Annotated in this window: 16 protein-coding genes; 5 read left to right on the forward strand and 11 right to left on the reverse strand. The window is 68.5% G+C overall.

What is annotated here, in order from left to right:
- Positions 1-108: 108 nt before the first annotated feature.
- Positions 109-834 (reverse strand): hypothetical protein, encoded by a 726-nt coding sequence (locus TA3x_RS08435; RefSeq protein ID WP_435020178.1) that lies wholly within the window; start codon positions 832-834, stop codon positions 109-111.
- A gap of 522 nt (positions 835-1,356) precedes the next feature.
- Here TA3x_RS08435 and TA3x_RS08440 point away from each other — a divergent pair.
- Positions 1,357-1,560: a hypothetical protein gene (locus tag TA3x_RS08440; protein WP_435020180.1), complete on the forward strand. Its 204-nt coding sequence runs from the start codon at positions 1,357-1,359 to the stop codon at positions 1,558-1,560.
- Between the two features lie 278 nt (positions 1,561-1,838).
- On the opposite strand, the gene TA3x_RS08445 is transcribed toward TA3x_RS08440, so the two are convergent.
- A complete protein-coding gene (locus TA3x_RS08445; protein WP_435020182.1) occupies positions 1,839-3,122 on the reverse strand; it encodes an AAA family ATPase in 1,284 nt (427 codons plus the stop codon).
- 868 nt (positions 3,123-3,990) lie between these two features.
- Between TA3x_RS08445 and TA3x_RS08450 the strand changes: the two genes are divergently transcribed.
- The 3 genes from TA3x_RS08450 (at position 3,991) to TA3x_RS08460 (ending at position 7,185) form a co-directional block, all read left to right on the forward strand.
- Positions 3,991-4,830 carry a hypothetical protein gene (locus TA3x_RS08450; RefSeq protein WP_435020183.1) on the forward strand — a complete coding sequence of 280 codons (840 nt, stop codon included), beginning with the start codon at positions 3,991-3,993 and terminating at the stop codon, positions 4,828-4,830.
- Between the two features lie 352 nt (positions 4,831-5,182).
- Entirely contained in the window at positions 5,183-6,238 is a 1,056-nt protein-coding gene (locus tag TA3x_RS08455; RefSeq protein WP_435020185.1) for a DUF1559 domain-containing protein, read from the forward strand.
- Positions 6,239-6,453: 215 nt separating this feature from the next.
- Positions 6,454-7,185: an SDR family NAD(P)-dependent oxidoreductase gene (locus TA3x_RS08460; RefSeq protein WP_435020187.1), complete on the forward strand. Its 732-nt coding sequence runs from the start codon at positions 6,454-6,456 to the stop codon at positions 7,183-7,185.
- Between the two features lie 22 nt (positions 7,186-7,207).
- On the opposite strand, the gene TA3x_RS08465 is transcribed toward TA3x_RS08460, so the two are convergent.
- The 9 genes from TA3x_RS08465 to TA3x_RS08505 all read right to left on the reverse strand — a co-directional run bounded on the left by TA3x_RS08465 (position 7,208) and on the right by TA3x_RS08505 (position 18,651).
- Complete coding sequence (locus TA3x_RS08465) at positions 7,208-7,696, reverse strand: methylated-DNA--[protein]-cysteine S-methyltransferase (RefSeq protein ID WP_435020189.1); 489 nt, start codon at positions 7,694-7,696, stop codon at positions 7,208-7,210.
- Positions 7,697-7,743: 47 nt separating this feature from the next.
- On the reverse strand, positions 7,744-8,160 hold the full coding sequence (locus tag TA3x_RS08470) for a cyclic-phosphate processing receiver domain-containing protein (protein WP_435020191.1): 417 nt from the start codon (positions 8,158-8,160) through the stop codon (positions 7,744-7,746).
- Positions 8,161-8,203: 43 nt separating this feature from the next.
- Positions 8,204-8,746: a peptide chain release factor family protein gene (locus TA3x_RS08475; RefSeq protein WP_435020193.1), complete on the reverse strand. Its 543-nt coding sequence runs from the start codon at positions 8,744-8,746 to the stop codon at positions 8,204-8,206.
- The gene (locus tag TA3x_RS08480) at positions 8,743-12,276 is read right to left on the reverse strand and encodes a PVC-type heme-binding CxxCH protein (RefSeq protein ID WP_435020195.1); all 3,534 of its coding nucleotides are present in this window, start codon (positions 12,274-12,276) and stop codon (positions 8,743-8,745) included. Before TA3x_RS08480 ends, TA3x_RS08475 begins: the two co-directional genes overlap by 4 nt.
- Positions 12,273-13,517 carry an SGNH/GDSL hydrolase family protein gene (locus TA3x_RS08485; RefSeq protein WP_435020197.1) on the reverse strand — a complete coding sequence of 415 codons (1,245 nt, stop codon included), beginning with the start codon at positions 13,515-13,517 and terminating at the stop codon, positions 12,273-12,275. Before TA3x_RS08485 ends, TA3x_RS08480 begins: the two co-directional genes overlap by 4 nt.
- 294 nt (positions 13,518-13,811) lie before the next feature.
- The gene (locus TA3x_RS08490) at positions 13,812-15,998 is read right to left on the reverse strand and encodes a DUF4041 domain-containing protein (RefSeq protein ID WP_435020198.1); all 2,187 of its coding nucleotides are present in this window, start codon (positions 15,996-15,998) and stop codon (positions 13,812-13,814) included.
- 185 nt (positions 15,999-16,183) lie between these two features.
- Positions 16,184-16,765 (reverse strand): DinB family protein, encoded by a 582-nt coding sequence (locus TA3x_RS08495; protein WP_435020200.1) that lies wholly within the window; start codon positions 16,763-16,765, stop codon positions 16,184-16,186.
- Between the two features lie 25 nt (positions 16,766-16,790).
- Positions 16,791-17,408 carry a flavin reductase family protein gene (locus tag TA3x_RS08500; RefSeq protein ID WP_435020202.1) on the reverse strand — a complete coding sequence of 206 codons (618 nt, stop codon included), beginning with the start codon at positions 17,406-17,408 and terminating at the stop codon, positions 16,791-16,793.
- Positions 17,365-18,651, reverse strand: a complete 1,287-nt coding sequence (locus tag TA3x_RS08505) for a WD40 repeat domain-containing protein (RefSeq protein WP_435020204.1) — start codon at positions 18,649-18,651, stop codon at positions 17,365-17,367. The genes TA3x_RS08500 and TA3x_RS08505 overlap by 44 nt, the downstream gene beginning before the upstream one ends.
- Before the next feature lie 478 nt (positions 18,652-19,129).
- Here TA3x_RS08505 and TA3x_RS08510 point away from each other — a divergent pair, with 478 nt between their 5' ends.
- Positions 19,130-21,655 carry a DUF6797 domain-containing protein gene (locus TA3x_RS08510; RefSeq protein WP_435020206.1) on the forward strand — a complete coding sequence of 842 codons (2,526 nt, stop codon included), beginning with the start codon at positions 19,130-19,132 and terminating at the stop codon, positions 21,653-21,655.
- The last annotated feature ends 178 nt before the right edge of the window (positions 21,656-21,833 follow it).

Raw genomic sequence — 21,833 nt, forward strand, 5'->3', positions numbered from 1 at the left:
GGCGGGCCCACTCCCATCGGGGGCCGGGATCGCCCGGGATCCGGGAAGCCTAGGACAGCTTCGCGCCCCCGGATCCCCGCGTCGCGAAAATCGGCGCCCCCGGCCCGGTCAGCGGGCCCGGCCGATCGTCATCGGGATGTCGCTACGGCCGTCCGGGGCGGGTTCCCAGCCCGTGCGAGAGGGGGTCGGGAGGGCCGCCGACGGCCGCGACGGGGCCGGGATCGGGGCCGGAGGTGCCTGGAAAAACGAAGCCAATTTCCCGGTCGGTTCCGATGACGCCTCGACCGCCTTCGCCACGGCCGCCGCGATCGCCTCCTCCTCCACGGCAGCCATGTCGGCCTCGGCCCGCATCCGCCGCAACTCCTTGAGGGCGGCGAGGAAGCCGCGTTCGGAGGCGGCCTCGTACTTCCGCGCCAGGATCGCCCCCGGCGAGTCGTCGAACAACGCCCGGTTGGCCGCCTCGTTGCGGAGCGTCCGGGCGTTGTCGGCGTAGCGGTCCGGGCCGGCCATGAAGGCTTCCTTGGCCTCGCGGACGTGGGTGGACAGGGCGGCGGACTCCTGGACCACCGCGCGATCCATGCGGACGGCGTGCACGGCCATCCGGCGGGCCAGCACGCCGCCCACATCCCCCTCGGCCTTCAACTCGGCGCGGAACGATTCGGTGAGCCGGTCGACCTCGGCGGCGTCCTCCTTCGGGAGCACGATCCCGGCTCCGGTCATCCCGTGCTTCAGGGCATTGCCCCGCGAGCGGGCCTTGCCCTCCTCGCTGGTCGGCCCGGTGCTCTTGAGGCTGTTCCGGCGGTTGGCCTCGATCTGCGCGGGGGAAGCGGGCATCGGCGTGTCCTCGTTGGCGTCGCGTCGGCCGGGTCGGGTCTCCGCCCGATATATTCAGGATCGAGGGGGTGCCCTTAGCATAGTTTTTCCCCGGATCGGCGAATTTCGTCCCGAATCGGGGATCGGCGACGCGACTTCGGGGCCGGGCGGGGCGCGATCTTCGGGTTTCGATGCCTTATGCCGAAGAATCCGACCGATGGCGAATTTTCCCTCATTGACGGAGGGAAAACGCTCGATTATCCTCTTCTACCCTCGAACAGGCCCGACGCGGGGCGCGACTCTCCTCTTTGTGCCCTCCCGGCCGACTCTCCTTGCATCAACCTCCTGCGACGAGGCGTGGATCGCTCCGGCATTGGGGACACGACCCGGCCGGTTCCGGTTCGCTCGAACGGCTTGTGGCGCGCGGCGAGGAGGTTCGCCGGGGACGCCGAGGGATCATGGGCCGTGCCCACGATCCCGTCGCGAAGCGCGAGGCGCCTTGATGTCGAGGCGGCCCGCGGTTTACCAGGAGCATCCCGACCGATGAGCGTCTCGAACTCGAAGAAGCCGGCCCCCCTCCATTCCGGCTTCGAGTGGGCGGGCACCGTCGCCCGCATGCATCGCGGGACCAAGTCGAGCCGGTCCGGCCGCCGCTCGGCCCTGCTGGGCGTCCTGACCTCCGTCTATGCCAACTCGACCCGCGGCGCCCGCCCCGCCGAGTCCCGCGGCGGCTCCGACCGCGCCTGACCCGCGCCCCGGCCCGTCCCCCCCGATCACCACGACCCGCCGGCCCCGCGTCCCGACGCGAAGGCCGGCGGTTTCGCTTTACTCATTACTGAGGCCTCGACTCTGATTCTCCCGGGTCGATTAACGGAACCGAATGATCTGAATGCTGAATTCGAGTTTGGCTTGTCAAGAATCGACTCCTGACCCCTTTTGCCTCGTTTGAATTCGAGTCAAGAATCGACTCCTGACCCCTTTTGCCCATTGACCCCTTTTGCCCATGATTCCTTTTCAACAATGCATCACTTCTCCTTGGCATCCTCTTCTCTCATGACTTGCATCCTGATAAATGCCTTAAGCGAGGCGTCGACGAACGTAGAATAATTCATCACCCTTCCGTCGCCACCCGGACGATCAACATCGCTGAGAAGAGGGCCAAATCTCGTATCTTTCAATTCACGCAGTGGGCCAGATAGAGAGGAACTGGGCACTTCCTTGCCACGGTAAACCGAGACACGGCTTCTAATCTCCTCCATTGTGACATATTCGTCTTCTGCCTCAGCGACGGCTCGGAGAATTTGCTTCCTATATTTCACTGGCCCGACGGTTTCGATACCCTTCTTGTACATCCCGTACAGACGCGCCTCCTTCCTTTCAATGTATTCACTTAAGGCATGGGCAACGTCTCCCTCTGTTGCCATCTTGGGAGCCCTGGCATGAGCAGCCTCAGCGGTCTCAAGGCATAGGTATTGGAGAATATTTGGAGAACCTACGCTTGATTTGATCAGCTTGTCGACGCCGCCCGAGTAAAATCTGATGCCCAAGGCATTCATGCCAGTTAAAACCACATAACGAGCTTCCTCTTCACTCATCGCTTGCAAGGGGACCTCTTGAATCAAGCGGTCAATCCCAGGGTCCCTGCGAACTAGTCGTGTAGCATCCGAAGATGTCCCGAGCAATACTATCCGGAATCTGCGACAATTAGCGTTACCATATGCCTTCAAGAATTTCGCCAACTCATCCAAGAAATTCGATGTCGATCTGTGCACCTCGTCGATTATTAGAATCAATCCCTCCGTTTCACAGATCTCAATTATCTTCGAATCCGTGGGAGATGTGACGACTAATTGCTCCTCTTGCTGTTCCGTAGCCGTAGCGGTCTTACCACGCTTGTACGCAATTAATGATTTGATTCCGGTAATTGAGGCTTCCGCTCCTCCGCTTTCCTCGACCGACGCCGCTTCTGAACTGCCCGTTGTCCGTTTCATTTGAATAGTGTAGCCAATTTTCTCAAGACAACGCGAGAAGATATCTCTCATAGTCTTGTCTGCGGCACTCTCTATATTGACAAGTTTGCCTCTTTCGTCGTCCCCTCTCACCGAATACCTCGCCATCGAGGTTTTCCCCACTCCGTATTCGCCGTACACAAGGGGGACAAGCCCGCGGGACAAAGCCTTGTTGAAGTCTTTCTCCGCCTCTCCTCGACTTGCGTATACGTTGCCCGGTCTAATCGGAAGTTTTCCCGGGGTGAACACATCATTAGGGTGAAGGCTTTTAACCTCGCCTTCTCGCGATTCCACCATCATAACCCCTTTCTGAAAACACGATTCAGAGGAACTTCTATAACGTGTTACCTAAAAATCGGGAGAGGAGAAAGGGGTCAGAGAAAGCCCCGTAGGGTGGGCATCGCCCACCGACTCCATCCATAGTCCACGATGCGGTGGGCGATGCCCACCCTACGAAACTGACCCCAAAGTATCTTCCGGAAATCCGCACATCCGGATCTGTGAGGGCCCGGGGGATCGATCCCCCTGGGCGACCCGGCCCATGGGAATGTCCTCATGGAAAACCGGGTGCCCCCTGACACTGAGTATTTTCCCGAAGGACGAGAGGTTTATAATCTAGGATGCCGTGAATCCCCCCCAAGCAGATCGACCCCGGCGAGCCGGGAACGATGGATTGGCATTGCCTCCCTCGGACCAATCCGGAGTGTGCCCGATGGGGCTTGCTTTCGACTGCCCTTCGTGCGGCCATCCCTATACCATCTCGCGGGCACTGGGCGGCAAGATGGCCCGCTGCAAGCATTGCTACACGGTGTCCCGGCTGCCCGACCCGGCCCCGGAGCCGGCCCGGCCGGTCGCGCGGGCTCGACACGAGGCCAGGGTCCGGCCGTCGGCGGAGGATCGGTTCGGGCTGGACGATCTGGACGAAGCCCGTGGTCTTGCGTCGGCCTCGGTGGAAATGTGGGCAAGTGAGAATGAGCAAGACCTTCTCCCCCCGCGACGGGCGAAAGCCCGGTCGACGTCGGCCCAGGGCCGGTCCCGAGACGGCGCTCCCTGGGGGCTTGGGGTGCGGCGGATCGGCGTGGCCTTCATGGCCGTATTCATGTTGCTCGTCGCGGCGAAGCTAATCTTCGTGGGGCCGCATACCCCGAATTCTCCGACGATGACCCTCGTGAGCGGAGGAGCCGGGGTCGTCGGGATCGTGTGCACGCTGATCTCGCTCGCCGGCGCCGGGATCAGTCGCGCGGGGGGGAACCGCCGGGCGTTCGAGGGGGAAAACGCTCTGGAACAATTCGCCTGGTTCGGGTCGATGGCGATGATGGTGATGATGGTCGTCCTTCCCATCGTGGCGGTCCGATACCGCGGCCGTGTCGTCTCCGACTTGCCCCGCACCGACCTGGCGACATACCAGCGGCTCCTCGACGACTTCATCGTCCCGCTCGAAGATTTCAGCGACCGCATCGCGGAGGCCGTGGTGGACGACACCCCGGGAGCGACCAGTGTCGTATTCCACGACCTCAATTCGCGGGTCGCGGCGATCCAGGCCCGGGCCGAGGCCCTGCCGACCCCGACGCGGTCGCAGGTCGAGCAGCTCAGGGGCCGGTATTTCGACAAGATCCGAACGACTCTCGTCCGCTACCGCGACGCGGCGCGAGATGCCGGGAGCCGGGTTCCGGCCGGTACGCCCGTGTCTGCAGGCTTGCGCCGGATCGAGACGGCTACTGACCAGGCGCTGGCGGAATACGATGCGGCCCCCGCCTCGCTCTGGTATTATTCCGTCTTCAGCAAGGCCGCCGGCTCCCGGTCCCCCGGGTCCTCGGCCCACATCCTGCCCGGCCCCCCCCGGCCGGCAATCCCCGCTGGTCCGTCCCCCGAACCCGCGACCCCGACCAACGAAGCCCGGGGCTGGCGCCCGCCCAGGCCGCCGATTGGGCGGGGCCGGGGCCTCCCGCCAAGGCCCCCGTTCGGCCCCGCGGTGCCGGGCCGACGAGGAGAAAACTCAGTCCCGTAGGGTGGGCATCGCCCACCGGCTCAATCCATTGGCCTCAATGCGGTGGGCGTTGCCCACCCTACGGGACTTTGTTTTGCGGCGAATCCGATCGCCTTCCCTGGCCTCATCATGATCGAGTGAACGAATTTCTTGGGAGTTCGTCCGCCCCCTCCATTCATCGATGGCAGATCGAGGGATGTAAACCCTTGAAGGGGTCAGGCCGGGGTCGTAATCTCTCGTGACGAGGGGTCGATACCGAGTGCCGTTCCGACGCGTCCTCAAGGTTCCCGGGATGCTGGGTGGCCCCGTCGCCGGACTCGGGACTCGATCATCCTCGGACGAGCCTCCGTCGCCTCATCGGAGAAGTGATTGAATGAGAAATCGTGATCATCGCCGGGCCTTCACGCTGATCGAGCTCCTGGTCGTCATCGCCATCATCGCCGTGCTGATCGCGCTGCTTCTGCCGGCCGTCCAGGCCGCGCGCGAGGCCGCCCGCCGGATGCAATGCACCAACAACCTGAAGCAGCTCGGCCTGGCCGTGATGAACTACACGGACGTCCACGGCGTCCTGCCCCCGACCTCGTCGCCGACGAGCGGGGTCGAGACCGGGACATCGATGAATGATTTCTCGATGAAGGTCCGCCTGCTGCCCTTCCTCGAGCAGGCGAACCTCTACAACACGTTCAATCAGGCCCTGCTCTACAACGCGGCCCACAACGGCACGGCGTCATCGACGAAGGTCAACACGTTCCTCTGCCCCTCCGACGGGACCATCATCGCCCGGGGGATGGGCAGCTATCCCGGCCACGACTTCGGCGACACCAACTACACCAACAACCTGGGGACCATCCTGACCTTGTACGGCCTCCAGTTCGACGGGCCGGCCTATACCCTGGGCTCCAACCCGTTCGGGCCTCCCGTCTCGCTGGCCTCGATCACCGATGGGACCTCCGGCACCGCGATCTTCAGCGAATGGGTCAAGGGGCGGAGCGTCGCCCAGGACGGCAAATTCATGGTCTATCTCTCGCCGACCTCGTTCGCCTGGACGGGCACCATCTCGCCGGCCGTCGTGGGGAATGTCCCCTCCACCCTCCAATCGCTCGCGGCGGGCTGCCAGGCGTCCACGAAGTTCAGCAAGTTCGTCACCAAGGGCTATTCCTGGTCCGATCAGAAGGTCGGTTCCGGCGGCGGCTACTCCCACGTCCAGACGCCCAACAAGAAGGCTTGCTTCTTCTCGAATCATGACCATGTCTCGGGCGTTTCGGTGGTCGCCTCGATGGTCGGGGCCAGTTCGAACCACCCGGGAGGGGTGAACGTGACCTTCCTGGACGGCTCGGTCCGGTTCGTCAAGGACACGGTCAGCCCGGCGACCTGGTGGGCCATCTCCTCCAAGGCCGGGGGCGAGGTCGTCAGCGCCGACGCCCTGTGATCGGGCACGCCCCGGCACCTCGACCGCCGATCATCCCTGGGCGGGCGCGATCGCGCCCGCGGCACCGCTCGCCGGGCCATCCCGATCGGGGAGCCACCGCGATGCCTACGCGGCCCGGGCCCGGGCACCGACGAAAAGGTGCGTACTTGCCCCGCGCGAGGCCGCCCCTACCATGCCCACCGTTCCGATCCGATCCACGGGAGCGGGGGTGAGTCATGGGCAAGCTCGCGGGCAAGGTGGCGGTGATCACGGGCGGGACGTCGGGCATGGCGCTGGCCACGGCGAAGCTGTTCGTCGAGGAGGGGGCCTACGTCTTCATCACCGGGCGTCGCCGGAAGAACCTGGACGAGGCGGTGGCGGCGATCGGCCGCAACGTCACGGGGGTGCAGGGGGACGCCGGCAACCTCGATGACCTCGACCGGCTGTATGAGGCGGTGGGGCGGGAGAAGGGGAGGATCGACGTCCTGTTCGCCAGCGCCGGGACCGGCGAGTTCGCCCCGATCGGCCACGTCACGCCGGAGCAGTTCGACAACACGTTCGCGGTGAACGTGCGGGGGACGCTGTTCACGGTCCAGAAGGCGTTGCCCCTGTTCAACGACGGCGGGTCGATCATCCTGAACGGGTCGATCGCGGGCTCGATGGGCTTCCCGGCCTTCGGCGTCTACAGCGCCAGCAAGGCCGCCGTGCGGTCGTTCGCCCGGACGTGGACGCTGGACCTGAAGGCCCGCAACATCCGGGTGAACGTCTTGAGCCCCGGCACCATCGACACGCCGATCCTCGACGGGGTGCCGAAGGAGATGATCGACGAGTTCGTGAAGCTGATCCCCCGGGGCACGATGGGCCGGCCGGAGGAGATCGCGACCGCCGTCCTGTTCCTGGCGTCGAGCGATTCCAGCTTCGTCACCGGGAGCGAGTTGTTCGTGGACGGCGGGGTCGCTCAGATCTGACCGGGCTCCGGGCGGCCCGGGCCTATGGCCGGTGCATCGCCTCGTGGGCGAGCAGGAATTGCTTGGCTTCGAGCCCCCCCGCGAAGCCGGTGAGCTTGCCGCCGGAGCCGACCACCCGGTGGCAGGGGGCGATGACCGAGATCGGGTTCCGTCCGTTGGCGGCCCCGACCGCACGCACCGCGGTCGGCCGGCCGATCCGGGCCGCGACCTGCCCGTAGGTTTGCGTCTCGCCGTAGGGGATGGTCAGGAGCGCATCCCAGACCCGCCGCTGGAACGCCGTCCCACGGAAGTCGAGCGCGACGGAGAACGCCGTCCGACGCCCCTCGAAGTACTCGCGGAGCTGGCCCTCGGCCTCGACAAGGATGGGATGCCCGGGCGCCTCCTCGCATGGCCCGAGCGGGACGCGCCTCGGGTCGTCCCGCTCCCACAAGACGGCGAGCAGGCCGAGGTCGCTCGCGACGAGCTTGAGCTTCCCCACGGGGGAGTCGATCTCCCTGGACGCAAGGTTCACGACGGTTGGCTCCCTGATCGAAGCGGGCGGCGGCCGGTGTCGGGCCTTCAAGCATGCCGCCCGGCGAGGAGTTCGCGCACGACGGATCGCCAGTATTCCTCGATCCACCGCTCCCCGATCGGGGCGACGCGGCGATACTCCCACCCGCCGAGTTCGAACTCGCCCGCCATCCAGTCCGACCGCGTGCCGTTGCTGCTGTGGATGATGACGGGGCAGGGTTGCGGGAGCAGGGCGAGCGCCCGGGCGACGACCATGCCGTCGCCGAGGTCGGGCGGGTCGCCGGGCAGCGGTTCGAGGTCGTGGTCGAGCGAGATCAGCCGGGCCGAGGGCAGTTCGGCCGCGACCTCCCGGCTCATCTGGTGGGCATCGCGCCAGACCCGGAGGGTCAGGCCGGGGTCGATCGACCGGAGGGCCCGGGTGAACCGGCGGATCCGGTCGGCCTCGTCTTCGAGCATGAGGATCATGCCGTCACCCCTTGCGCCGGGCGGGTCGATCATCCCGGCGTGTTCATAGGAATGTCCGCATCCCCCGCTCGGCGCGGAGGCGGTTGACGAGGGCGAGGGCTTTGGGTTCGAGCTTCAGGAGCTTGATGAGCTGGGACGAGCTGCAGGCCAGGACGTCGGCGGCGGCCTTGAGGTCGAGGTCGCGGTCGTGGATGACGTCGAGGGCCTCGGCCAGCATCGAGGGGACGTCGGGGTGCTCGGGGTTGAGCTGGATCCGGCCGGAGCGGAGCCGCGATTGCCACAGGGGGCTGGGCGGGGCCAGCGGGTCGACGGGGCGGCGGACGGTCAGGGCCAGGAGGAAACGGAGGCGGCGGAGGGCCTCCAGACGGTTTTCGGACTGGCTCCGGCGCTCGTTGGCCTCGGCCGACAGGCCTGAGGGGCGGTGGTGGAGGATCACCGCCGTCTCGACCTTGTTGCGGTTCTGACCCCCCGGGCCCGAGCGGCGGAGGAACTTCTGGTCGCACTCGGCCAGCAGCCGGTCGTCGTCGAAAGAGGCGGGATGGGGCGGCGACGGGTGATCGCCGCCCCCCGGTGCTCCGACGCTCATCGGCCGAGGACGGGCTGGACGCGGGCCGGGGAGCCCGGGACCTCCTGGACCTCGCACCGCAGCGGGCCGGGGCGGCCCTCGACGGCGAACGTGATCCAGTGCCGGCCGGTGAGGAGATCCTGGTCGATCGCCGCGGCGGGCGGCACGGGCCGGCCGTCGATCCAGAGGGCCTTGACCGGGCCGGGGGCGATGGCCAGGCGCACGGCGCCGGGCGTGGTCACCTCGATCTCGGTGCGGGCCAGGGCCGGGCCGGTGCCGGCGGGGAGATCGGCGGCGGGCAGGGTGCCGGCCACCGTGGCATAGGCCGGGGCCCACGCGAGCTTGGCGTCGGCGGCGGCGGCGTCGAGGTTGGCCCCCGATTCCACCGCGGCGACCTGCCAGCGGCGGGCGACGCGGGCCGGGGAGACGGCGTAGGGGCCGAGCTTGCCGAGTTCCGAGAGGAACCGGACCAGGTCCACGAGTTCGCCCCGGGGCAGGGGGTCGACCAGCCCGGCGGGCATCAGCGAGCCGCCCATGGATTGCTCCTCGATGGCGCCGGCGGGGATCGAGACCTCGCGCCCCTCGGCGTCGCGGAGGACCAGCTCGCGGTCCGACTGGCGGACCTTCAGGCCGGTGACGACCCGGCCGTCGGTGGTGGCCACGACCGTGGCATGATAGCCTTCCTTGACCGCCTTGCCCGGCTCCAGGAGGGAGTCCAGCAGGTAGTCGACCGGGGCGCTCCCGCCGATGCTCTCCAGCCCGGGGCCGACCTCGCCCCCGGCGCCGGCGATGGCGTGGCACTTGAGGCACTGCATCGCGGCGCGGCGGAAGACCGCCTCGCCCCGCGCCGGGTCCCCCTTGCGGGCGACGTCGGCGAGGATGGCGGCGCGGTCGGCCGCCGATCGGGCCACGGTCATGGTCGCGCCGGACGGCCCGGCGGCCTTCTCCAGCGCGGCCAAAAGGGCGGCGTCGGGCTTGTCCGTGGCCTTCGCCACCCGGGTGCCGGCCTGGACGACCTCGGCGGGCAGGGTCGTGCCGGCCAGGGCCTTCGCCAGCGCGGCGGGGCCGCCCTGGCGGCCGACCAAGGCCTCGAAGAACGGGGCGACCGGGTCGCCGGGCTCGGCCTGGACCAGCGCGGCCACGCCGCGCTCGGCGGCGAGATTCGCGTCGATCGAGGCCAGTGCGGCGGCGGCCTCCAGGCGGAGCCGGGCGGGGCGGGTGCCGGTGGCCAGGCGGGCCAGGGCGTCGCGGCCGGCCGGGCCGCCGAACGCCGCCAGGCCGGCCACCGCCGACGGGCGGATCGGGTCGGCCGGGTCGTCGATCCGGGCCAGGGCCTCGATCCGCTCGCGGAGCGGCTCGACCTTCCACGAGCCGGCCACCAGGGCCGCGGCGGCGCGGGTGGCGGGATCCTCGGAGTCGAGCAGCGCGGCCACCCGGCCGAGGTCGCCCGAGGGGGCCACCTGGCGGCGGGCCGACGCCTGGGCCAGCGCGTCCAGCAGGGAGGCGCGGCGGGCGGCCGGCGTGGCGGGGTCCAGGGCCAGGTCGAAGATCATGGCCAGCTCGCCGGGGCCGCCCAACGCGGCGATCAGCGACCGGACGCGGTCTTCCTCGGCCGGGCCGACCTTGCCGGCCTTCAGCGCCGCGACCAGGGGAGGCACCGCGGCCGTCGAGCCGACCGCCTCCAGCGCGAAGATCAGGCGGCGGGCGTCGCCGCCGTAGTCGAACTTGCCCTCGCTGAGCGCCGGCATCCAGAAGCCCTGCAAGTCGCGGAGGGTGAGCCAGAGGGCATAGTCCAGGAACTTGTCGATCGGCTGCCCCATCGCGCGGAGGGCGATCTCGGCGGACCGGGGTTCCGGGGCGTGGGCCAGGGCGCGGACGGCTTCCAGCCGGACCCGGGGGTCGGGGTCGATCACGCGGGCGGCCAGGCGATCGTGCGGCGAGTCGATCCGCCCGAGCCAGGCGGCGGTGACCCGGACGGCGGCGGCGCGGGCGTGCGGGTCCTTGGCCTCCAGGAGCCGGGAGAGGAGCGCGGGCTCGACCACGTCGAGCGTCTGGTAGGTCCAGAGGGCTTCGAGGCGGTGATGCTCCAGGTCGGGGTCGGCCGGGTCGAGGCCCTCGACCCACCTGGCCAGGGCCGGGACGACCGCCGCCTTGCCCTTCTCCAGCAGCTCGCGCTTGGCGAAGTGGCGGGTCCAGTCCTCGGGGGCCTTGAGGGCGTCCAGCAGTTCGACCACGCTGGCGCCGTGGAGCTTGGGGCGGGCGACCAGGGGGCGGCCCTTGGCGGTGATCCGCCAGATCCGGCCGCGGGTGTGGTCGCGGCGGGGGTCGCGGAAGTCGACCTCGCCGTGCTGGATGATCGGGTTGTACCAGTCGGCGACGTAGATGGCGCCGTCGGGGCCCATCTTGACGTCGATCGGCCGGAACGCGGAGTAGCGGGTCTTGATCAGCTCGGGCATCTCGCGGGAGGCGAACCCGGAGCCGTCGTCGCCGACCACGAACCGGCAGACGCGGTTGGCGCGGAAGTCGTTGGTGATCAGGTTGCCGCGCCAGTCTTCGGGCAGGTGCCGGCCGCTCAGGACCTCCACGCCGGAGAACTTGGGGCTGCCGGGGTTCAGGCCGTCGACGAACCGGGATTCGCCCACGGCGGTCGCGTAGGCGCCGCCGGGCACGACGTAGTTGATCCCACGGCCGCCGGCGCCGTCGGTCACGAACGACTGGCCCCAGCGGTCGAAGTGGTGGCCCCAGGCGTTGACCCAGCCCCGGGCGAAGACCTCCAGGTTGGCGTTCTCGGGGCGATACTGCCAGATGCCCCCGCCGGGCAGGCGGCGGACGCCCCAGGGGGTCTCCACATGGCTGTGGATGTAGATCGACTGGTTGAAGTAGAGCGTCCCTTCGGGCCCGCGCCGGAGGGTGTGGACGATGTGGTGGGTGTCCTCGGTGCCGAATCCGGAGAGGACCACGCGGCGGCGGTCGGCCTTGCCGTCGCCGTCGGTGTCCGACAGGTGGATCAGCTCGGTCCCGGCGCCGACGTAGGCGCCGCCGTCGCCGGGCTCGACCCCGGTGGGGATCAGGAGCTTGTCGGCGAAGACGGTGGTCTTCTCGGCGTGGCCGTTGCCGTCGGCGTCCTCCAGGATCACGATCTTGTCGTCGGCCTCCTGGCCCGGCTTGATCTGGGGGTACGCCTCGGCGCAGGCGACCCAGAGCCGGCCCCGGCTGTCGAAGTTCATCTGGGTCGGCTTGGCCAGCATCGGGTCGGAGGCGAACAGGTTGACCTCGAAGCCGTCGGCCACCTGGAACGAGGCCTTCTCGACCTCGGAGTCGGGATCGATGGCCGGCGTGTTCTTCTGGAACGCCGGCACCATCCCCAGCCCGACGGTCCCGCCCAAAATCAGCCCCTTGCGGAGCCAGCGCCGCCAGGGGGGCAGGGGGCCCCGCAAGGCCGGCCGGGTCGGCGGCTTGGCGCCCGACCCGCCCGGCCCGAGGACGTACGGGCGGCGGGGGCCGGCCCCGGTCGCGACCTGCGCCGGGGAGATTCGCTTGGTCGTGGTCATCGGCCCGCCTCCGCGTCGGCTCGGCTCAGCTCGTAGGTGTGCCCCTCGGGGACGCGCAGCCGCGCGATCTCCGCCTCCTTGGCGGAGACCAGGGGGTCGAACTCGGGGATCTCGCGGGCGTTCTGGCCCTGCTCGTGCTTGCGGAACCCGTACAGATACGTCTCGTTCTGGGGCCGCCAGCGGTGGAAGTACAGCAGGTTCTTGGCGATGATCGCCCCACGCAGGGCCTCGACCTGGTCGAACTCGGGGCCCCTGGCCAGGGTCACGCCCGAGGCCCAGGCCCGGGCGTCGGCCGTGGCCACGACGTGGCCGTCGATCTTCAGGGCATGCCGGCCGGGGGCGAGCCCCGAGGCGCGGAGGACGCGGGCGTCGGCCGCCCGGGCGGGGCTGCCGTCCGGCGCGGGCGGGGCCGGCAGGACGGCGTCCTGGAGCCGGAAGGTGATGCCGCCGTCGGACTTCGCCACGCCGAAGACTTCGGCCCCGTCGGCCTCGACCTTGCCGTCCTTGACCCGGACCGCCCAGGGGGCCGGCTCCAACCCGAGCCCTTCTTCCACGGCCGCCGCCATCCGCCAGTAGCCGTAGGCGTTGAAGTGCAGCCCGTTGTCGGTCAGGGGGTGCGGCGGCTTGGACCGGGCGCCGTCGTCGAGCCGGGCGAACAGGTCGACGAACGGCTCGCCCCGGCGTGAGGCCGCGTCGCGGAGCACGTCGCGATACCGGGCCAGGTCGGCGTTGTGCCGGGCGGGGTCGGGCATGGGGGGGGCCAGGTGTTCCTGGCGATTCGGGCCCAGGATCACGACCCGCGCCTTGGTCGGGGCGGCCAGGGCCAGGACGCCCTCCAGCCCCTGCGCGAACGCGGCCAGGCCGGGCTCGCCGTCGAACGAGTCGGCCCCGCCGTAGCCGACCACCAGCACGGTCGGCCGGAGGGTCTCGACGTGGGCCTTGAGGTGGTCGAACCCGGTGCCCAGGGGCCCGGAGTCATTCCTCTGCCGGGGCCGCGACACGCCCCTCACGGTGTCCGCGCTCCAGCCCAGGTTGCGGAACGTGACCGACTTGCCCGGAGATCGGGCCGTCAGCCGGGTCTCCAGATAGCCATAGGTCGGCTCGCGCTCGACCAGGGTGCTCCCCACCAGCACCACCCGATCGCCGTCGGCCAGTTCGAACCGGGGCGGGTCGCCGGACGCGGAGGCCCCCCCCAGGGAGGAAGCCAGGATGCCGCACCAAAGGAAGATCGAGCGTCTCACGGGCGCACTCCGACACCGGGGCCGTCCGGGGGGCGGAGAGACCCCCGGGGCTGCAATGTATTCGGTCCCGGCCATCCCGTCGAGACCATCGCCATCCCGGGGGCCCCACCTTATCCCGGACATGGCGTGACGACCCGGCCGCAGGCATATCTTCGTTTCGGCCCGACTCCGACGGATCGCATCAAGCGGAGCCTCCCCACAGGATCATCATCGCCGGATCAGGTTCGCGGTAGCACGTGGCAAGATCAAGACCTACCCACGAGAGCCAGAGGCCCCAAGGATGGCGCGACGGATTCAGCGAGCCTCATCGATCAGCGCGACCTCATCATCATGCCTCTCCGCCTCGTCATCATCTTCGAAGATGTGCCTCTCCTCGTAAGCGGCCTCTGACTCGGCCCATCGGCGGCGGAATTCGGGGTCTTCCAGGAGATGCTGATCCATCGCGAGCGAATCTCGGTAGTCCCTGGCCTCGGCCACCATCGTCCACTTCACCTGGGGTGCCAACTCTTCGACCACCCGGCGGATGTCCTGGAGTTTGAGCCGGAAGAACTCCTTCCGGCGACTCACCTTGTTGACCTGATTCTGCAGGAATCTCCGATGCAAGGCCAGTTCGAGGGCTGGCGCATCATCCGACCGGATCATGGCATGGACGTCGAAGGAGAAGGGCACGCTCGCGTCGCCCAGTTCCTTGACCCGATCGAGCGGGTCCAACCTCCGGGTCAGCCCGATCTTGAAGACATCCTCGCCGAACGACCCGATGTTGGAAATCACGTAGACGTGGCCGACCCGGGTCTGCTGTGCCATGGAGAGCGCCCGCTTCTTGTCATCGTATTCGCCGAGTTTCGTCGAGATCACCTCGATTCGGGCCTCGTATTCACGCTGTCTATCCTCATTCTCTCGGGCCTGCTTCTCCGCTTCCTGCTGGATCTGCCGGAGCATCTCGGCGGAGGACTCCTTCTCCGCCTCCAGTTCCAGGCGATGGAGCTTCTCCTCGAGTTCCCTCCGCTCCGCCTCGTATTTCAGCCGGGCCTGGGCATCCGCGGCCTGGTATTCGAGCCGTGCCCGTTCCATCCCCTTGGCCAAGGCGGCCTCCTCCTTTTCCGCCTGCTTGATCGCCCTCTGGAATTCCTTCTTCGCCTTCTCCTCGTCGCGGAGCTGTTCCCGGATGGCCCGCTGTTCCTCTCGTTCCTTCTCCTTGATCCGCTGGACCGCCACCGCCCACTTCAACTCTTCCAATCTCGCGTCCAGATATTCCTCGTGGATCCTGGCATTTTTGAACACCTCGCCATTGTGGTTGGACAGGGCATAGACGTCCTTGATCTCCTGGATCAGTCTGCCCTGATTGGCGGGCTTGAGCCGGGCGAGGATCGAGTCGACTCTCCCGTTGAATGCGCCGAGCACGAACGAGATGGCATAATCCCGCTTCCATCCTGCGGGATAATTGCAGGTGGCGGCCAGCCCGTTCTTTTCCATCACCCTCGTCCGATCCCGGGCCGTCTTCAATCGCTCCCCCGCCTTGTGGAACCCATATTCCTCGGACAGTTCGTCGAGCATATGAGAGGCCGACAGGACATATGTCCCCGCATATCCTTCGATGACGTTCTGCTTGGCTTTGGCCGCGGCCTCGTAGAATTCATAGCGACGCAATGCATCGTGGGCCTGCCCGGCGATCTCCCTGGCACGAGCTTCCGCCTTCTCGCGAATCTCCAGGGCATTTGCCGACGCACGGGCAAGGGCCTCATCCACCTCTTGGACCTTCTCCTTCGCTTGCTTTCGTGCCTGCGAGGTGATCTGGCGAGCCTGGACTTGTGCCTCCTCGACGAGGCTCGCGGCTTGGCTTTCCGCAATCCTGAGCGAATCCTTGGCCTGCTTCGCATCCGAGTCCATTTCGGAGAGAATGCGATGCTTGATGTTCGAGGCTTCTCGATTCGCCGCCTGGATGATGTCGTAAGCTTTCTGCTCGGCTTCTGCCAATTTAACGCCGATCCGAGCCTTCATCCGTTCGGCATCTTTGTGAGCGATCAAGACGGTTTCGTCGGCCTGACGTTGGGCCTGTGCGAGCCTCGCCGCGATCTCTGACTCGAGATGATTGGATTTCTCGATGACGTTGGGGATGTGCCTGAATTTCTCAAGTGAGGCCAACTCGGTTTTGAAGGCCTCGATTGCTCGGGAATGGCGATCCGCCAGTTCCCAATCCTCCTTCCGCTTGAGGGCTTCGAGCCGCGCCAGCCTCGCCAGGTTCTCTTCCCGCTCCCTGCCGAGGAGGTCAGCCCGTACGCGAAGCTCCTTCTGATGGGCGGCGTTCCTGGATTCCAACTGGCCCTTCAGGCTCTCGATCTCGGCAGCATAGCCGGCTTCCATCCCCTCGGAGGCTTCCCGAAGGGTGGCAAGTTGGGCGGCCAGTTCACCGTTCCTGACCAAGGCATATGTCGCCAAACCGATCAACGTGAGGCCGATCAGGCCCACGATCGCATAAAGCATCCGAGATACCCCGTTGTATCGATGTCGGACAATGACAGCGATATACCTTAGGATAACCCATAGATGCATGCAAGTAGACGCTACTGTGTGGTCGAGGATTCGGCGCGGGCCGACCTCGTTTGGTGATTTAACCCGAGAGCGGACGGAGATCGGGCGCCGGGGCGGGCAGGGGCCCCGTCCGCGACCTATGCCCCCCGATCGGCCGCCTCCACCGAGTAGGTGGGGTCGTCCTCGTCCCACCGGACGTCGCCGGAGGGGCCGTAGATGGCCGGGACGTGGCAGCCCGCCAGCCGGAGCCAGGTCTGGACCTGGGTCCGGTGGTGGCAGGTGTGCAGGACCCGTCGCCAGAAGGTCCAGATCCGCTGCCTCCGGAGGCCGCCGAAGAACGGTCGCTCCTCCAGCCACCACGCGGCATCCGCCGAGGCGAGTTGGGGTAGGCGGGCCTTCGCCAACGCGACGTAGCGGTCCAGGTAGGCCCGCACGGCGGGCCGCTCGCCCGGGGGGAGGAGTTCCGCGGCGGGCGGCTCGTCGGTGCCGACGAACTGGGCGAAGAACCGGCGCTCCGAGAGGATCTGGTGCTCCAGGATGGCCCGGATCGTGTTCGTCCGCTCGTCCGGACGGAAGTCCAGCCGGTCGTCCGGGACCGCACGCCACATGGCGGCGGTCTTGTTGATCTCGCTGATATACGTCGTGACGAGGTGCTGGAACAGCGGGTCGCGGGCCGGGGGCACCTCGGCGTCCGGGATGGCGGTGAACTCGTATCTCATGGCTTCACCGGCATGGGTGGTGCGATCAGGGCGCGGTGTGGCGGGCTTCGAAGCGGTCGCGGGTGCGGACGTAGTCGTTGCCGGACATCCGGCCGATGGCGGCGAGGCGGTCGGGGTCGACCTGCATCCGGTCGTCGATGATGTCGTCGCGGACGAAGATGTGGACGACCCGGCCGACGACGAGGTGGGCGTTGCCGACCGGGACGATGTGGGTCGTCACGCACTCGAAGGCCACGGCGGCCTCGGCGATCCGGTGGGGGCGGACCGAATGGGCCGGGGCGGGGGTGAGGCCGGCGTGGTGGAACTCCGATTCCCCGTAGGGAATCGGCTCGCCGGTGCGGGTGATCTGGAGGGCGTAGGACTCGTCGGCCACGTGGACGATGAACTCCCCGAGGCCGCCTTCGGCGGGGAAGCGGGCGTTGCGGAGGGTGTCCTTCTCGACCCCCTTGGACTTCGGCCCGCCCACGCAGAAGGTCAGCGAGAGCGGGTCGTGGCCGGCGATCGTGAAGTAGGAGAACGGGGCGACGTTGGGATGCCCCTCCGGGGAGAGGGTCGAGACCACGGCGATCGGCCGGGGCACGACGCAGCCGACGACCAGCCTATAGCTCCGGTCGCCCGGCATCTCCTGGGGATCGATCTCCATGGTCGTCGAGGCTCCGAGGCTTCCGGGCGGGCGCGATCGCGACCGAGAGTTCGTAGATCAGCATAAGGTCGTCGTCGGACGGGTCAAGTGCCAGGAGCCGCGAGGCCTCCCCGGCCGACGGCGCGGCCGGCGCGGGGGCGGGGGCGGGCAGGCCGGCCAGTTGCCGGGTGCTCAGGTCCCAGAGGCCGGAGATGGTGTCCTCGCCGCCGGAGGCGAGCCAGCGGCCGTCCGGCGAGAAGGCGACCGAGGCCACGTACCCCTCGTGCCCGGCCAGGGTCGCCCGACTCGCCCCGGTGGCGACGTCCCAGAGCCGGATCTCCCGGTCGACGCTGCCCGTGGCCAGGGTCCGGCCGTCCGGCGAGAAGGCCAGGGAGGTGATCGAGCCGCGATGGCCGGAGAGGCGGAGGCGGCCGGCCCCGGTGGCGACATCCCACAGCACCGCCTCGCCGCCGGGGTGCACGGGGTCGTGCGAGGCGCCGGAGGCCAGGGTCCGGCCGTCCGGCGAGAAGGCCAGCCCCATGACCCGCCCCCGGGGGCCCTCCAGGCGGAGCCGCCCGGCCAGGGTCTCGACGTCCCAGGTCCGGATCGAGCCGGCCCCGTCGCCGGAGGCCAGGGTCCGACCGTCCGGCGAGAAGGCCAGGGACCGGATCTCGGCGAGGTGGCCCCGGAGCGAGGGCCGCCGGCGGGGCACGGACAGCTTCCAGAGCCGGACGGCCCCCTCCTCGTCGCCGGTGGCCAGGTACCGGCCGTCCGGCGAGAAGGCCAGGCTCAGCACCGGGATCTTGTGGGGCAGCACGACGGTCTCGCCCTCCCCGTCGTCGCGGACATCCCAGAGCCTCATGCCGCAGGCCGAGTCGGCGCAGGCCAGGGTCCGGCCGTCCGGCGAGAAGGCCAGGCTCAGGATCGTCGTCCCGGGCCGGGCCGCCGGGCCGGGGTCGAGCAGCCGCGTCCGGCCCCGGTCGTCGGTCAGCCGGACGGCGGCGCCCCGATGGGCGATCGCCAGCGTCCGGCCGGAGGGGGTGAACGCCACCGCCCGGACCGCCCCGGACTGGTGGCGGATCCGCCCCCAGTCGGCCGGCTCGTCCCGCTCCGCCTCCTTCGGCGAGATGGCCAGGAACCCGGCGCCGAGGGCCAGGGCGAACAGGGCCCAGCCGAACAGCCTCGGGAGACGACGCGGGCGGCCGGCGGGCCCTCCCGGCCCGGGGTCGAGCGATCCGGCCTCGTCGCTGATGCGCTGATCCATTCCGGGGGTCCTTCGCTGAAGAATCTGGGGGTTGGGGCACGCGGGGCCGCATCGCCCTGCCTGTTCGTTCCCGCCGGGCCCGATTCCTTCTCCACTCATCTTCGCGGCGAGTTCCCGCGGAGGGGTGCCCGGGCTCCCCCCTTGGCCGGCGTCGGGGGACGATCTATAATCGGTCGCCCACCGGTCCGACACCGAACGACGCCGCGCGACCTTCCTCCGCACCCGCCCGGGGAGCCGAAGTCGCATCGGTGGATGCGGGGCCGAACCCGGCCTCGCCCCTCGTCGAGCGAGGATCATGGCGACTCCCCAGGGAATTCGCAAGTCGCATCCCGATATTTTGCGACGAATGCGAATATCTGACCGGTGGTCGCCGACCGTCCCGCCATCCCGCCCGCGGGATGATCGGAATCCGGCCCGCGAGCCCGCGACGCCCCCGTTCCCCTCCGCCCTAATCTTCGCCAATCACGAGGTCGCCTTGATGAGTCGCACCCCGGTATCTCCCGCATCCCCCCGGCCGACGCTCCTGCTGGCGTTGGCGGTGCTGGTGGCGGGCTCGATGGCCCGCGCCCAGGAGCCGGCCGACGCCCCGAAGGACGAGCCGGCCGCCAAGAAGAAGGCGGCCCGCCCGAGGCGGGAGAAGAAGCAAGAGCCGCAGCGGTGGGAGGAGATGGATTACGGCCGGTTCCTGTCGGCCACCATCAAGGCCCCGGAGCCCAAAGACAACAATGCGATGAAGGGCATCGCCATCAAGCTCGGTTCGGGCGATGGCCCCACCGCGGCGATCTGCTTCGACACCGACCTGCTCCGCGTCTCGGCCGGCTGGACCGGCGGCTTCGTCAAGCTCCGCGGCACGCCCTATGACGGCAGCCACGGCACCTGGCCCGAGGTCGACGGCAAGCAGGCCTTCGGCACGAAGGTCGGCCCCGGCTGGGCCCGCGGCGACGACTGGAAGGACCCCCGCCCCGAGCCCTACGGCCCGCTGCCCGCCGACTGGGCCAAGTACAAGGGCCTTTACGTCAACGGCGACCATGTCGTCCTGTCCTACACCGTGGGCGAGACGTCGGTCATGGAATCCCCCTGGATCGAGGGGACCGAGGCCGCTCCGATCTTCACCCGCACCTTCAACGTCGGCCCGACCGCCAAGCCGCTGACGATGGTGATCGCGGACGTCGAGGGGGCAACCCCGGCCCTGCCAGGCACCGACAACGCCAACGGGAACCGGATCGAGGCAGATGGCATCGTCCTCAAGTATAGCCCCGGCACACCGGGCGGCTCGATGGCCCTCAAGAAGGGGGATCGGCTGACAGTCGCGAGCGTCGCCGGGGCGCCGGCAGGCACCATCCTGAATGCGTCGAATTCCCGGATCACGCTGACCATCCCCGCCTCGGACAAGGTCACTTCGTTCCGCCTGGCGATCGGCACCGGGTCCGAGGAGGACGGCAAGGCGCTCGCCAAGTTCGTCGCCGAGGACAAGGCCCCGCTCGACCTCACGGCGCACCTGAAGGGGGGCCCGGCCCGCTGGGCCGAGAATGTCGAGACCAAGGGCGTGCTCGGCACCGGCGACGGGGCCTACGTGGTCGACACGATCACGGCCCCGGACGAGAACCCGTACAAGTCCTGGATCCGGTTCGGCGGGCTGGACTTCTTCGCCGACGGCACCCGCGCGGCGCTGCCCACCTGGAGCGGCGACGTCTGGACCGTCTCGGGCGTCGATGACAAGCTGGAGAAGCTGACCTGGCAAAGGATCGCCACCGGGCTATTCCAGCCTTTGGGACTGAAGATCGTCGATGATCAGGTCTACGTCCTGGGCCGCGAGGGGATCACCCGCCTGGTCGACCTGAACGGCGACGGCGAGGCGGACTTCTACGAGGCGTTCAACCACGACATGGCGGTGACGCCCAGCTTCCACGAGTTCGCCTTCGACCTCCAGACCGACCCCGAGGGGAACTTCTACTTCGCCAAGGCCGGCCCGGTGCGCGGCGGCGGGCGGGGCTTCGACTACATCGCGGCCAACAGCGGCACCGTGATGAAGGTCTACAAGGACGGCAAGACGATGGTGACCTACGCCACCGGCCTGCGCGCCCCCAACGGCATCGGCGTCGGCCCCGAAGGCCAGGTCACCTCGGGCGACAACGAGGGCACCTGGATGCCCAAGAGCCGCCTCAACATGATCAAGCCGGGCGGGTTCTACGGGGTGGTCGACACGGCCCACCGCGACGAGAAGCCGACCATGTACGACGAGCCGATCTGCTGGTTCCCCAAGGACGTGGACAACTCGGGCGGCGGCCAGGCCTGGGTCACCTCCGACCGCTGGGGCCCGTTCCAGGGCCGCCTGCTCCACACCTCCTACGGGACGTGCTCGCTGTTCCTGGCGCTGGTCGACCAGTTCGGCGACCACATCCAGGGGGGCGTGGCCCGGTTCCCGGTGAACTTCCTGACCGGGATCATGCGGCCGAAGTTCAACCCCCGCGACGGCCAGCTTTATGTCGCCGGCCTCCGCGGCTGGCAGACCTCCGCCGCGATGGACGCCGCCTTCCAGCGGGTCCGCTACACCGGCAAGCCGGCCAACATGGTCACCGGGCTGAAGGTCACCAAGACCGGCCTGGACCTCTCCTTCACCGACCCGCTGGAGCCCGAGGACGCCAACGACCCGGACAGCTACCAGATCGAGCAGTGGAACTACCTCTGGTGCAGCGAGTACGGCTCGGACGACTACTCGGCCAAGACCCCCGACTTCCAGGCCAAGGTCATGGAGCTGAACCGGCTCCGCGAGGACCGCGAGAAGAACGCGGCCGCCATCGAGGAGCTGACCAAGCAGCTGGCCAAGGGGCGTGACGAGGTCACGGTCAAGTCGGCCAAGCTCTCCGAGGACGGCAAGACGGTCTCGCTGGAGATCGAGGACCTCAAGCCCGTCATGCAGATGCACATCCAGGGTCGGCTCAAGTCGGCCGACGGCAAGCGCGTCCCCGTGGACGTCTACAACACCATCAACGCGATCCCCTGATCGGTTCGCGGATACGGTCCGCTTGTTTTCTCCTGATCGACCGCGACCCCGACGTCTCTCCGGAGGCGGCCGGGGTCGCGGCGTCCCCGGTCCTCCCTCTCCCTCTCTGTCTCGGCAGTCCGCCCCCAGGTCCGGGTGGCTGTGGTTGGCTTGCCAACCACAGGGCCGGCGAGCCTGA

It is taken from the genome of Tundrisphaera macrotermitis (assembly GCF_051175315.1).
Lineage (GTDB): Bacteria > Planctomycetota > Planctomycetia > Isosphaerales > Isosphaeraceae > Tundrisphaera.